Source organism: Bradyrhizobium neotropicale, assembly GCF_001641695.1.
In the GTDB taxonomy this organism is placed as follows: domain Bacteria; phylum Pseudomonadota; class Alphaproteobacteria; order Rhizobiales; family Xanthobacteraceae; genus Bradyrhizobium; species Bradyrhizobium neotropicale.
The window spans coordinates 1-13,845 of the sequence record NZ_LSEF01000023.1 but is presented as its reverse complement, the minus strand read 5'-3'; the positions used below and the strand labels follow the sequence as shown (position 1 = coordinate 13,845).

The window sequence follows — 13,845 nt, the reverse complement described above, 5'->3', positions numbered from 1 at the left end:
GGTTATCGGTTCGGGAACCTTTCGCACGCCGATTAAGAGCTGGTCCGCAACCTCGTGGGTCGCGGAAATTGGAGCGCGTTTTTAGGCCTCGTTTTCTGAAGCTGACGGAAGTGGGTTTACGAGCGCCGGGAGGACCTGTTCCTTTTCAGGCAGGTTTTTACGATGGTTGCGGGCGGCTGGTCAGCAATCGTCGGGGCAGTCCCCTATGGATCGCCAAACCCCGGGGGCGAGCACTCCTCGTGCTCATTCAGGATTTCGTCCTCATCGGCTGCTGCCGGGTGCTTTCGCGCTTCCTCCTCACTGGAGGACGGGCCAATTCGCCGGCCATCCTTGAAAATATACCATCCCTCTTTTGATACGCTGTGAGCCTCAGAGTTGAGGTGTTGGATATGCATGAATATCTCCTTTGCTCAGGGGATAGTCTTCTGAAAGCGAGAAAGTCGCCAGAGGCCTGGTACACCAAATTCAAGAATAAGCGCTTGATACCAAACGTCGGGTATAATGCCGCATATCCGACATTTCGTACCACTCCCTCAGTGCCAGCAGCAAAAGAATCCCAACAACAGCGTGCTGTTGCTCTTTTTAAGAAGCCGGGGCATGGTCCGCCCTTCCGGATTTTAGGAAGCGGGTATCACGGCAACCACCATCTCGCGCATGAAGAGAAAGGCCTTGTCCTTCAGCTCAGCTGGGGCTGTACCAGCTATCGGGGTGTCATTCGAGACGCACCACACCCTGGCCGAAGCTGGCAAGCTCGTTCCGAAGGGCGTTGTCTGCCTGACCTCGGCTTTTCCCTTCCATGGACTAACCGACACCATCCCGCCGCGCGTCTGGATGGCCATGGGCCCAAATGATCGGCGATCTCGCATCGAAACTCCTCCTCTCCAATTCGTACGGTCCGGCGAGCAGGTGCTTACTTCCGGCATCAAGGAGGCACATGATCGAAGCGTGCGCGCGCACATCTACGATCCCGCTAAAACTCTCGTCGCCGTTATCGACGAAGCGCCGGAAAGCGTTTTCAGAAGAGTCCCGGCCTCAACCTCGTCATTGACGGGCGTGCGCGAAGCACTGGGCAAACGCAAGGCATCGCCCGCCGAGATCGCCCGCCATGCGAACGAGCCCGGCAGAGGAGACGGAGCGCATTGTCCAGGACATTTGCCGGGTTTCGTATGACGACGACGCAAAAAGCCGATTGGGGCCCTATTGGCAAGCGCTCGCTGCTTTCAGCGGGACCGGGTCGCTGATTTCAGCAAAGCGAGCATCAGACTGGCAGGATGCCCTCGAGCAGCATCGCATTGCGGCGAGCCGTATGCAGCCCGACTTTTGCGTTGGCAATCTCGTAGCGCAGCAGCTCGCTCGTCTCATCCTCGCCAAATCGTTCGACGAACGGGCCGACCTTGCTCAGAAGCGCTTCGAGGCGGTCGAGAGCGTCCATGACCTCTTCGAAGGCGACGGATGTCGTTTTCGGCTCTCGGCGCATGCGTGCCTGCGCGATCGAGTGGCGATGAACTCCATCGCCGTCTTGTCCCGCAATCGGATCTATTCCGGAAACTGCAAAATGCTCGCCGTGGGTTTCCGTTCGATAAGCTGCTAACTTGGAGATCGATACTATGCGCTCTGCGCTGCGCCCTCGCGGATTCGGCAGCCGCGCGCTGCATCCTCGACGACATTTCCTTCGTAACCGACAGCGCTTTCGTTACTCCAGTCAACGACGCACGGGCAAGCACGATCGACGCCCATTGGGCGGTGAAGCGGCAGGTCTTCGTCGACTATTCCCCCTGCAAAAAATCTATCATCTTATCGTCCGCGAATAGCCATCAGGACTTGAGCAAGCTCGGCACTACTCTGTTGTCGGAGCACGCAGGCATCGCGATCCAGCTTGCTCGTACCCCTGCATCGCGCACGGCCCGGATTTGGTGGTTCGCTGGTCGTCCGAGCTCGTTGCTCATGCAAGTCCTGTGCACTTGCAGCAAAAGTTGTCCGACTTGCCCCCTCACCTCCGGAAAGGAATGATCTCTCGACTTTAAATAGCGCTTGCGCTACACTACACCAGTTTTAATACGCTGGAATATTTGCGGACAAGCCTTCGTGACATCGAAGGCCACCTGCGCGGGCTCCTCGCGCGAGATCTCCTAATCAGGCTTTCGAACCAATTGCGTATATTCATTGCGGAGACTTTACGTGAAACGTTACAACACCGCTCTTCTGATTTGCTTTCTCGCCACATTCTTGAACTCCATCCCCGTGAAGGCCGCGACCAATCCGGCTGAATGGACCCTGATGGTCTTCATGAATGGTAAGAACAACCTGGAGCCAGACGCCATCCAGAATTTCAGAGAAATCGCTTCAGTCGGAAGCACGGATAAAGTCAACGTCGTCGTAGAATTTGGCCGCCCCAAAACTCACGTCACTGAGGAGGCGGAAGGATGGTCCGGCGTACTTCGCTTCTATGTGAAGAAGGGCCAACAACCGGTGCCATCAGCAGCCGTAATGGATTTACGGAAGAAGCCCGATCTCTCCGATATGGGATCTCCGGCTGCGCTGAACGACTTCATCGACTGGTCCGTGAAAACATATCCGGCCAAAAGATATATGCTCGTCGTTTGGAACCACGGTCAAGGATGGCGTTTCCAAATGGCGCGCGACGCTTCATTGCGCGTAACGGGAGCGGCTCGTCTACCTGCATCTACGGTTCAGGCGATGAGCGAGATCGCGAGTAACCCCAGCGAGTCGCCGCAGGTAGGAGGATTTCGCGCAGTCTCCTTCGATGATGACACGGGTCGATTCCTCTACAACAGCGATGTCCAGAAAAGTGTGGCGCAACTGGCGACACGGCTAAACCGCAAGTTGGATTTGATCGGTTATGACGCCTGCCTGATGTCGATGATTGAGACAGCGTACGGCTTCCGCACTTCTGCTAATGCGATGGTAGCCAGCGAGGAACTCGAGCCTGGCGCAGGTTGGGATTACGCAGCGGTTATGAAGTCGATCACCACAAAACCGACCATGACACCGACCGAGCTCGCGGACGCCGTGGTGGATGCTTACAAGGCGCGTTACGGCAACCGCCATTTGACCACCCTGTCGGTTGTGGACCTGACGAAGGTGGCAAACGCATCGACCTCGGTTTCAGATTTTGCCAAAGCACTGGAGAGCGCGCTGGCGACCGAGCGCAGTTCCATCAAGAGTGCGCGCTTGAAGCTTCAAACTTATGGAGCAGGCGACGGACTGCGGACATCGATTGACCTGCCGTCGTTTCTTGAGTTCTACGTGGCGAGCACGTCTGACGAGCGAATGAAAACGCTGGCGAAAAAGACCTTGGACGCGGTCAACCAGACGGTCCTGACAAATTACGCATCGACCAAGAGCACAACTGCAACCGGCTCGAAAGGCCTGGCAATCTACTTCCCCGCCGAACGATCCGACTTCGACAGTGACCCTTACAAGGATGGGTACGTCAAAACGAACACAGATCATCAGGTCGAGTTCGTCGCCAAGGAGCGTTGGGCCGACTTTCTACACTCTTACTGGCAGTAGCGATGAGAAAGCAACCGGTTCCTCTGGTCCTGGCCTTCACGATCTTGCTGCCTTTCTCTTTTCAACTAGCAACCGCAAGAGATGTACGATCGATCGAAAAGCCTCCAATCGATGTCGTCGGCACGGTCTCAGACGTTGTTGAGGCTGTTCTACCTTACTGGACCAGCAAGCGCCCGATCGCTGTTAGCTACAGACGGACTCCCGACACAGCAGAGATAGCGCTGTTCGAAATCTACAACTCCAAGCATGTCGGCAATGCCATTTACAAGAACAATTGCGTCTCAGCGGGCTGGGAGAAGGTCATCGATTGTGACCTGAAGATGATCGACGATTTGATCGATGATTTCTATCTCATTCCAATCTTCGCGACGAAAACGAATCGCCAAGCAGTTCGCGAGTCGTACCGGCGAAACCTCTTGCTCTGGGTGCTCTCCCACGAGCTGGGCCATCTAGAACTTGGGCACGGGCGAAGCGACTTCAAGGAAGACATCCGAGGCATGAATGTCTTTGACGCGGCTACGCAAGTTAAGGAACTGAGTGCCGACGAGCGTTCAATCGAGATCGTTGGAAATATGGATAGAGGTCCAAGCGGCGCTTATTCCGCGGTGCTGGACATCGCGAACTCGCTCGTCAGAAAGTCGGTCTGTCCACGAACATACCCGAAGGTTTGCAACGAAATGCCGCGTGGCGTGGGACTTATTTACGACTATCAGAGCAATGCTCAACCGATCCGCATACGTCTTTCAGGCGCCCACCCAGAGTTTGTCGCGCGTTTCCTGCGCATCCTTTACCTTGCAGCGAAAGACACGTCACAGGGATCCGGGCTAGCTCATGAAGCGAAACAAGCAATCGACCTTCTCCAGGTCGAAGCGCGCGAGAACGAGTGGCAGTCTCTCAGTCGGGTCTTCGCCCGATGACGAGACTGCTCAAGCAACTTCTTGTCACCTTATTACTTGACCAGGAAGCAACCGCACTGGAGCTTGCTGCTACAGCAACCTATTTAGATTAGGATCTTCGAGTGCCGGGTTCCGGAACGGATAAACCCGTCCGCCACCCGCGGGTGCCGGTTGGGATGTTACCCTCGGACCTCCCTTGGAGCGGCTGCGGTCCTCGTCCTTCTCTTCCGAGATCTTGACCGGCCCGACCACGCGGACATCGATCACGGATGGAGGGGGCGGCGTAGGTTCGGACATCGTCACCACGAGGTGGTGCACGCCCTCTCGCGAATAGTTAAAGCCGGAATCCGCCGTATTGATGATGCTGAAGACAAAACCGAACCGGGCGCCTGCACTGGCAGTAACGTCAACGTCGACGGTATAGCTTAAACCGCCGTGATTTTGAGGTTCGATCTTGTCTAAAGTCGCGGCGATCCAACCCGCCAATCCGAGGTGAGACTCAGATGGATCCGGCCCCTGACAGAGCTTGCTCCATTTTACGATCGCCTTCGGGATAGACGTCGCGAAGTCTACGTGACCATTGTGGGTGAACTTGCCATTGATCGAAGCGCCCGGGAAAATGGTGGGCAAGGTCGGATTGGTGAGCGGAACCGTCCCCTTGCCATCCGCGTTCACGGTGTCGACTAACGTCATATCGAGGCCCGTTTTCACCACCCAAGATGCCAACTTGAACTCTCGATATTTTGGGTCGGCGGCTATCGCGGCAATCTCGCACTCGATGCTATCTTTGAAAAACTCGATTGTTGCTCCGCCAGCCCGTTGATCGAGCGGAAGTAACGTGCATCCGGACAACAGTAAAAATGCCACGCCCAATCCAGAATACTTCATGTCGAGTCCCCAAGCAAAAGCATGCATTTCATCTACAACTATTGCAGGTAAACAGTCGGACGCCCCGCAGCCTCACAATTCACCAGCAACCATTACTCGAATTGGCGAACGCCCGAATGGCCGCATCAACCGGCGAATTCAAAGGAAGTCACGAGCCGCCACAGGCCCAATGCAATCATCACGACACCCCACAGTGTTCCGACATCGTTCGTCGAGGAAGTGACGATTGCCTGAGCTGAGCAAATCAGGGCAGAGCTGGCTGCCAATATGACGATTCCAGATGATTCTCGAGCTGCTTGCTCTGATACCAGGCTTGCTCGATGGCACGGAGCTGGAACGCGCTCGGTGTCATCCGAGCTTGTCGCCAAGCGCGAGAAAAGACTCTCCACGTCTTCGTCCACCATGCCGTAGAACGGCCACCGTAGTTGCCTGGCCAACCTCGATATTCATCGTGAGCGGAGGATAGGCGTCGTGACGGCGGGACCCTTTCTCAAGTACCGCCGGCGAGGAGCTCAATATGTCTTGTGCGAGGATTGATACCCGAAGGCCGAGACGCATGGCTCGGCGAATGCAGCGAGTTAAGTCCGATCCGCCATCGGCGGACACGCCCGATAAACGTGAAAAGCCGAGGTTCGGCCTCTAGTTTCGTCGCGCTGATACGTCACACGAGGTCAGGCCGCCTCGTCGTCATATGCCTCATATCTCGCGTCGAACCTTGGCAGATCCATCCCAGCAGCTCTGCACAACCCGACGAGCATTCTCATTTGATCCCTGACCAGCGCGGTCGGGCTCTCCGTGTCGACCTCTTTGAGGAACAGCTCTTCGTCATAGTCGAAGTCGGACGCATACGGAAGCGCACCTTTGATCAGCTCTTGGACTCTGTAGCCCGCCCATCCTTCAAAGGGGGTGCGCATGTAAGCGATCCGGGCAACACCATCGCGCTCCGCGGGCGTAAAGCCGGCCGTTGCATCTCGCTGCAACAACTTCTCGAGCCATTGGCGCTGGGCTTCATAGCCGCGCCAACTGTACGACGCCGCCAGCAATGTCTTGATAGTCAAGCGAAGCGCCTCAGCGCCGCGCTGTTCCTTCGGAAGATGCTTCATCGCCACCTCTTGCTGGGAGACGCGACGCAACGGGCAGTGCACAACCTGTGGAGAGGCGGTGAATATAGTTGATTCGACTAAAGGGGGTGGCGCCAATCGGCAGCAAAGTGAGACAGTTGTGGATCGCAAGGGCGTTGTCGGGGACCAATATCTGGATGAACGAACCAACCGGTGTAACCGTCTGCTACCGATTGGAGCGTCCGGCCTAGAATTTTCCATCGCCAACCGGCAAAACAACCGGCAATTTCATGGCCTTATCTCAAGGTAAGCAATTGATATATATCGACTATAACCGGCAACAAAACCGACAGAGTGACTTAGACCCTGCCAGACCTCCTGCCGCTCCGCATGGTCGTCGGCGACACAACCACCCGCCCAAGGCGCATGCCGCCCTCTCAGGCGGTATCTCTCCGCCTGCACAAGCGTAAGCGCGGACGACCGGGGAAACTATGGGGCCGCGCACTCTTGCGCGATCCCTTGCAGGCGCCAGAGGCAGCGCCCCCTTAGCAACTCAAAGGATGAAAGCGGTTCGTCGCTTGCCACGGACCTTGCGCGAAGGATTGAAGCCGACCCGGCCGGGACGCGTTCGCGGCCCGGTTCACGAAAGCCTGCTCCGCGGAAGCGGACGCGCCCAGACGCTTTTGCGATAAGTGACGGCTGCTCTGGCAGAACAGGCGAACCACTTAAGCGACATGTGATGGATCTGATCGTGGCGCCGGACATCTCGGGCCAATAGATCTTCAAACGACTTTTGAACGCCCTTCAAAGCCGCTTCAGAGGCATCCGCGTCCAAAAAGCCCGCTTGAGACTGAATGTCATGCGCGGCGATAGCGCTATCACCCGATTATCGAACGACGGGGAGACCATGAGCATTGCCTCGCTCAACGAACTGTTTGACTGCCCCAACTCTCGCATCTGTGTGATCTAGGCCGAATTCCTGCGTCCAACGCGCCCGGTACGCGTTCTTAAAGCGGGCAATACGATTTTCTGGACTAGACCGATCAATTGCCAAATGAAATAGTTCAGGCTGCAATTTCAGCGCGTTCTATTTTTTAATGTATAGGGGACACTCATGGGAGCGCTTTATTGCCGCGCATCTTCATACATTCCCATTTTAAGCCTGTTGTTTCTGGTGCTGGTGACCTGCAGCGCCTGTACGCGAGCCGAGCTTGTCGACAAGGCTGACGCCTACGATCAAGCGATCTGGGATTCCAGCAATAGGCAGATGCTGCTCAACGCCATCCGTGCAAGCCAGCGGGCGCCGATGTCGTTTGTTGGCTACGGCGACGTGTTGGCAAGTCCAAACTTCTCCGGGAGCGCCGGCGGCGTCGCGGCTTTCGCGCCCGCGAGATGATTTTTTATCCTCACATCTTGCGATTGTCATCTTTCAGAGAGACAATCACTTCGCGAATTGCCAGGAGGGGCTGATGGGTGGGATCACGCGTGCGGTCGCCTATTGCAACAACGAGGTCGCGTTTATCGCTTGGGACGTCGACGAAATGATCCCGGGCTGTCTGGGTTTCGATATCGTCCGGATCTATCCCGAGACAGGTGAGCACCGTGCTCTGTCCGCCTGGGTGCCGTTCGAAGGCCAGCACAATCACGGCTGGAAAGAGCAGGATACGGGTGTGTGGCCCGTCCAGAAGACCAACTGGCGCGACCTGACTTTGCGGAAACGAAGGGACCGGGCCGAGCGACGGCCCGACAATGTGCGGGTCAAATACGAGATCCGGCCGGTCGGACGCATGGAGAGCGGCCTGGAGCCCGTGCCGGTGCGGCAAAAGAAGACCTATGATGGCCCAGTGATACCGCTCGGCTACCTCGGACCTGCGGTCGAGACCAATGAGATCGTCGTTACGTCCGACTATGGGGATGTGAAGGCGGCTTTCAATAATGGAATCATCGCCGGCCAGTGGCTGCGCCATGCGATCGAGGAGCAGAACAAGGCTTTCAACGAGGATGTCCTGATCGCCGAAGTGCAGGATCAGCATAGTGCGATACGGGAGTATCTGTCAGGTGATCTCATCCTGTTTCTCAAGAGCATGATCGATCGCGCGCTTGCCGAGGGCGGCCAAGTGCTGCTCGCGCTCTATGAGCTGGACGATCCTGAATTGATCGATCTGCTCATCCGCAACAAGTCGATCGTCAAGATCATCCTCTCCAATTCGAGCGCCGACCGCGAAACAGGTGAGTGGGACAAGCGCAACGCGCCGGCACGCGCCACGCTCAAGGCTGCCAGGGTCGAGGTCCAGAACCGGCTGTTCAACAACCGGCATATTGGCCACAACAAGTTTGCGGTCTATCTGGACGGGCATGGAGACGCCCAGGCTGTCATGACCGGCAGCACCAATTGGACCTCGCTTGGGCTCTGCGGACAGACCAATAATTCGATCGTTATCGAGAACGCCGGGATTGCCGAAGGTTATCGGGCTTATTGGCAGCGCCTGCACGACGATGAGATCGAGGATCCCGACCCTCCCTCGGCGCCGGGCGGCAAGAATGTTCAAGGCGCCGACTTGCGCCAGGAGAACCAAGAGGTTGTCCCCGCAAACCTGACTTCATCTGCGGCTCAACTCTGGTTTTCGCCGAACACCAAGGCCAAGACGCGGAATATCAAGAAGGCGCCCCCCGATCTCGATGCCCTCTTCAAGCTGATGCAGAACGCCCAGCAGGCCATATTCTTCCTGGCCTTCCTGCCGGCACGTGGCGGCCTATACAGCATCATCGAAACGGCGCGACAGGCCGGTGAGACCAAGCCCAATCTGCTGGTGGTCGGTGCCATCAGCGATCCCACCGCGATGCCAGGCTATCAGGCCAAAGAAGCCGAGGATGGGGAGGAGGACGACGAAACACCCGAAGAGGCCGCAGCCCGCAAACCCTATGTTTACGATGCGCGCCATACCCACATCGTGCGGGCAAGCAACCTCGGAGCCGGAACGGCGCTTGGTGATTTCGAAGCGGAGATTCTCAAGCTGGGCACGGCCATCGTCCACGACAAGATCGTCGTGATCGATCCGCTATCGGACAACTGCACCGTTGTAACCGGCAGCCATAATCTCGGTTACAAGGCCTCCTACGAAAACGATGAAAACATGCTGATCATCGGCGGCGATAAGCGGCTGGCGCAAGCCTATGCGGTGCATGTCCTGGATGTTTACGACCACTATCGCTATCGCGCCTGGCAAGCGAAAAACAAGCTCGAGGGCAAACCGGTCTTCTCGGGGCATATTGACCTGAACGATCGCTGGCTTGACCGCTACGTGAACGGGAACAAGGGAGACGTCACGCAGTATTTCCTGAATGGACGTTAGACGTTCAAGGTTACGTATCTTCTTTTGCTGCACAGCGGTGGCATGGCGCCGCTTCATTTTCTGAAGCTCTTCAGGATCAGTCGTTTTTGGGATCACCAGGATGTGGCGACGGCTTCTTTCCATTCCCCTTGCCATCATTGTTGTCGGCGGCGGTTCACTTGCCTCCGCCGCGCTTTCGAACCGTCAATCGTGACGAGGGAGGATTTCGCAAAGCTGCGACAGACGGGGGTATGTGGGAGCCTTGATTTTGTGAGCATCGCATCTTCGCCTGATGCGCCGAAAGCATTGTCGCAGACTATCAACCTGCTGGTCGAATTGGTCCACTCCGCGGTTCGCGCACTTCGGTCCGATCCGATCTTCATACGGCTTGCCGAAGTTCAGAATGCATTGCGCCAGCCCTTTCCTTGGCGCGAGCGAACTCAACTCCATCTTTTTTTGATCATTCATCTGAAGGAGCTCATATATGCGAACAGCTTTCAATCTCGCCGTCCTGGCGTTCGGCGCGATGTTAAACTGCGCTCACGTCGACAGCGCGAGCGCGTGGGGCGATGAGGGCCATCAAGTGGTTGCTCTGGTAGCCCAGTCGTTTCTGGAGCCGGATGTGCGCAAGCGCGTCAATGCATTTCTTGCAGCGGATACCGACCCATTGACTGCTCACGATATCGCGTCCGCGGCGACCTGGGCCGACAAATACCGCGATGCGAACATCGACAACTCGCGCGAGCGAACGCGGCAGTGGCACTTCGTTGACATCGAGATCACAGGACCGAACCTGGACCAGGCGTGCTTCAATCATCCGGTGGTGCCGAACGGAACGCCGGCCTCTGGGGGACCAAAGGATGATTGTGTCGTCGACAAGATCCAGCAATTTGCGGCGGAGCTCACCGATCCCGCCACCGACGCGGAGGAACGTGTGGTGGCCCTCAAGTTCCTGCTTCACTTCGTGGGCGATGTACACCAACCGTTGCACAGCTCCGATGATCATGATCGCGGCGGCAACGACAAACGCGTCTCGGCTTCGGGCCTCAGCGCGGGCAATTTGCATCATTTTTGGGATACCGAGTTTGTCGACCAGCTCGGACCGGATGCCCGCACGATCGCTTCGGATTTGATCGGCCACATCACGAGCGCGCAGCAGGCGCAGTGGCAGTCTGGCGGACCTGGTGACTGGGCCAAGGAGGCATTTGCGATATCCAAAGCTGACACCTATGGCGAGCTTCCTCAGCCCAACCAGCGTGGCAGTTTTCGGCTAAGCGACGACTACGTCACAATGGCGACGAATGATGCCGCGTTGCAGCTCAGCAAGGCAGGTGTGCGGCTCGCGATGATTCTCAATCAGGCGCTACGAAGGCCATAGAGAGCGGGGGGGGGCGGGCCCCAAGCGCCCGCCCCCATAGGCGCAGTGTCCGACCGATCGCTCGTCGCTATCTCCGACATGCCGAACACTGGATGTACGGCACGAGCGTGATCTAGGTATCGGTGCCAGCAAATGAACTCGGCGTTGTGAGGGTCTTGGCCGCGAACAGCGATTTTGGTCAATGCGCCGTTTTGTTACCGTGCAGCGATGACCTCAGGGGAGCAGCCCTTCGAGGTATTAGCCCACCCATGGGTGCGGTACGGCTGGTTTGAGGCTCGGAACCCTTGCGCGGCCTTGCACCGACAGCAGAATGCATACAGAATTCGGGGACAGGGAGCCCCGAGCATGAGCGACGACAGCCCATCCCTTCTGCGCAATGCACAAGGCCTTCGGCTAATCCGCGCCTTTCTGCGTATACGTGATCAGGCCGGGCGGAACAAAGTCATCGAAATGGCTGAGCGGTTGGCCGAGGAGACGGCGGCTCTGGCCCGCAACGCGAGTGCGCCAAACAGGCGTGAACTGCCTTCGGATATCTCCAGCTAGTCTGGTGGATCATCTGTACGTCGATCTTCCGTTCGAGCTCAATTCCGATTTGTCCGCGCTGCAAGGGGATGATGACGCTGGCCCTCCGGGAAAGGGGCCGCCGGTCTGGCTGCTTCAAATGCGAAGCCTAAGGGCCGAGAGGCTCGCGCGCCCTCATCAGTTCACCCGTACGGGTCCCTAGCCATACCCTATGCTCCCTACCTTGGTGACACCAAAGATCGCCAGCTCTCGGCAGAGGTGAAAACACGCGGCAAGAGTGAGAGAATCAAAAGAGGCAGCCGCAGGAGCGTCAGCATAGCGCCGCCGGCAGGCGGGACGCGGGACAGTGATAGCAACGCCGGCATGCAATGACGGCGGGTACGCATACGACGAAGACCGCCTGATTGACGCATGCGCGCGGGCACGGCGAGCTCTATGATAGCCCTGCGTGAAGGTCAGGCGGCCTGCTGATCGGCGGGCTTGTCGGCTTGGCGCAGGAGCTTCCATTCCCAGGGCAGCAGTTCGTGCAGACGCGATGCGGGAAGATCGGCGATACGGGCGAGGACGTCGGCGAGCCAGGCCTTGGGATCGACTTCGTTGAGGCGACAGGTCGTGATCATCGTCAGCATGATGGCGGCACGGTCAGCGCCACGCTGGCTGCCGGCGAAGGTCCAGTTGCGCCTTCCCAAGGCGATGCCTCTCAATGCGCGCTCGGCACAATTGTTGGTCAAGCAGATCCTGCCATCGTCGAGGAAGCGGGCGAAGTCGTCCCAGCGCCGGAGCATGTAGTTGATCGGCTTCAGGACCTCGGAGGAGCGCGAGAGGGTTTCGCGCTCACGCAGCAACCAGGCGTGCATGTCCTCGAGAAGCGGATTGCTCTTTTCCTGGCGCATGGCGCGCCGCTCGTCGGCGCCGCTGCCGTTGATGGCGCGCTCGATCTCGAACAACGCATCGAGTCGTCTGACAGCCTCCAGCGCGATCGGAGAGACCGGTTTGCCCTTCTTACCTTCTCGAGCATTTTTCTCGATGTCAGCCAGCTCGAAGAAGCCCCGCCGCGCATGGGCAAAGCAAAACGCCGGCGTAATCGGCAGCGCCTTCTTCCGCGGGTCGAACAGCGGCTCGAAGCCGCTGTAGCAATCGGCTTGCAGGATACCGGCGAAGGCGGCCAGATGCTTCTGGGGATGCTCGCCTCGTCGGTCGCTCGAGGCGTAATAGACCGCCGCCGGCGGCGCAGGCCCGGCGAAGGGCCGGTCATCTCGCACATAAGTCCAGATCCGCCCGGTCGTGCACTTGCCCTTCGCCAGGATACGGATGGTGGTGTCATCGCCATGAAGGCGCTCGGCAGCGAGCACATGGCGTTCGATCAAGTGGAAGAGCGGCATGACGGCGAAGGTCCCGTGGCCGACCTGGTCGGCCAGCGTCGACAACGGCAGGTCGATCCCCTCGCACTTGAAGCGCGCACTCTGGCGGTTGAGCGGGATATGCATGCCGAACTTGTCGAACAGGATCGTCGCCAGCAATTGTGGGCCGATGAAGCCGCGCGGCGTGGCATGGAACGGCGCGGGCGGCTGGCTGATCTTCTCGCAATCGCGGCAGGTGAACTTCTCGCGTACCGTCTCGATCAGCTTGAAGCGGCGCGGGATCTCCTCCAACGTCTTGGTCACATCCTCACCGATCTTCGCCAGCCGCGATCCACCGCAGCAGGCACAGGTCGTTGGAGCCTCAATGACCACGCGCTCGCGTTCGATGTCGTCCGGCCATGGTTTGCGCACCGGCCGCTTGCGCATGAAGGGGCGGACGTTCTGCGTCTTCGCCGCTGCGGCCTGCGCGGCAAGCTCATCCTCGCTCGCCGTGGTGACGAGTTCTTCGAGCTCCAACTCCAGCTGCTCGAGCAGCCGTGCCGTGCGCTCGGAGCGCTGCCCGTACAGTTCGCGTTTGAGCTTCTCGATCCGCAGCTCCAGATGCGCGATCAGCGCCTCGTTGTCCGACAGCTCCGCCCGCGCACTGGCAGCAACCGCCTCGGCTTGCAGCCGCGCCTCACGCTCGGCCTGCAGCGCCGCCAGGGCACTGACAAGGTCCGATGGAAGATCGTCCGGCTTCGATATCATGAAGCCATTGAATCAGATCAAGCAGCAGATTCAAACTGTAAAACGCTATCCGACCCGCGTCGGACGCTGGGTTTCTTGAGGGTTGCGCCAATCGATCCCGGACAACAGATAGCTCAACTGCGCCGG

At 58.2% G+C, this 13,845-nt stretch carries 11 protein-coding genes; 7 read left to right on the top strand and 4 right to left on the bottom strand.

Going from position 1 to position 13,845, the window contains the following annotated elements:
* The first annotated feature begins 654 nt into the window (after positions 1-654).
* Positions 655-1,170: a type IV toxin-antitoxin system AbiEi family antitoxin domain-containing protein gene (locus tag AXW67_RS40120; protein WP_245315393.1), complete on the top strand. Its 516-nt coding sequence runs from the start codon at positions 655-657 to the stop codon at positions 1,168-1,170.
* Positions 1,171-1,258: 88 nt separating this feature from the next.
* Here AXW67_RS40120 and AXW67_RS42605 read toward each other — a convergent pair whose 3' ends face one another.
* The gene (locus tag AXW67_RS42605) at positions 1,259-1,432 is read right to left on the bottom strand and encodes a hypothetical protein (RefSeq protein WP_161491218.1); all 174 of its coding nucleotides are present in this window, start codon (positions 1,430-1,432) and stop codon (positions 1,259-1,261) included.
* 746 nt (positions 1,433-2,178) lie between these two features.
* Here AXW67_RS42605 and AXW67_RS03085 point away from each other — a divergent pair.
* Together AXW67_RS03085 and AXW67_RS03080 are read left to right on the top strand one after the other, a co-directional pair.
* Entirely contained in the window at positions 2,179-3,534 is a 1,356-nt protein-coding gene (locus tag AXW67_RS03085) for a clostripain-related cysteine peptidase (RefSeq protein ID WP_145927387.1), read from the top strand.
* Between the two features lie 2 nt (positions 3,535-3,536).
* The gene (locus tag AXW67_RS03080; protein ID WP_063676543.1) at positions 3,537-4,451 is read left to right on the top strand and encodes a M48 family metalloprotease; all 915 of its coding nucleotides are present in this window, start codon (positions 3,537-3,539) and stop codon (positions 4,449-4,451) included.
* A gap of 69 nt (positions 4,452-4,520) precedes the next feature.
* On the opposite strand, the gene AXW67_RS03075 is transcribed toward AXW67_RS03080, so the two are convergent.
* Together AXW67_RS03075 and AXW67_RS03070 are read right to left on the bottom strand one after the other, a co-directional pair.
* The gene (locus AXW67_RS03075) at positions 4,521-5,318 is read right to left on the bottom strand and encodes a hypothetical protein (protein WP_145927386.1); all 798 of its coding nucleotides are present in this window, start codon (positions 5,316-5,318) and stop codon (positions 4,521-4,523) included.
* 671 nt (positions 5,319-5,989) lie between these two features.
* Positions 5,990-6,421, bottom strand: coding sequence for a hypothetical protein (locus tag AXW67_RS03070; RefSeq protein ID WP_145927385.1), 432 nt, complete (start codon positions 6,419-6,421; stop codon positions 5,990-5,992).
* Between the two features lie 1,072 nt (positions 6,422-7,493).
* On the opposite strand from AXW67_RS03070, the gene AXW67_RS03065 reads away from it, so the two are divergent.
* From AXW67_RS03065 to AXW67_RS41555, 4 genes are all read left to right on the top strand, one after another.
* Positions 7,494-7,775 carry a hypothetical protein gene (locus AXW67_RS03065; protein WP_145927384.1) on the top strand — a complete coding sequence of 94 codons (282 nt, stop codon included), beginning with the start codon at positions 7,494-7,496 and terminating at the stop codon, positions 7,773-7,775.
* A 73-nt stretch (positions 7,776-7,848) separates the two neighbouring features.
* Positions 7,849-9,732, top strand: a complete 1,884-nt coding sequence (locus AXW67_RS03060; protein ID WP_063676536.1) for a phospholipase D-like domain-containing protein — start codon at positions 7,849-7,851, stop codon at positions 9,730-9,732.
* Between the two features lie 463 nt (positions 9,733-10,195).
* A complete protein-coding gene (locus AXW67_RS03055) occupies positions 10,196-11,089 on the top strand; it encodes a S1/P1 nuclease (protein WP_063676534.1) in 894 nt (297 codons plus the stop codon).
* 345 nt (positions 11,090-11,434) lie between these two features.
* Positions 11,435-11,632, top strand: coding sequence for a hypothetical protein (locus AXW67_RS41555; protein ID WP_145927383.1), 198 nt, complete (start codon positions 11,435-11,437; stop codon positions 11,630-11,632).
* Positions 11,633-12,066: 434 nt separating this feature from the next.
* Here the strand turns inward: AXW67_RS41555 and tnpC are convergent, their stop codons facing one another.
* Positions 12,067-13,719, bottom strand: a complete 1,653-nt coding sequence (gene tnpC / locus AXW67_RS03045) for an IS66 family transposase (RefSeq protein WP_063676418.1) — start codon at positions 13,717-13,719, stop codon at positions 12,067-12,069.
* Positions 13,720-13,845 lie beyond the last annotated feature (126 nt).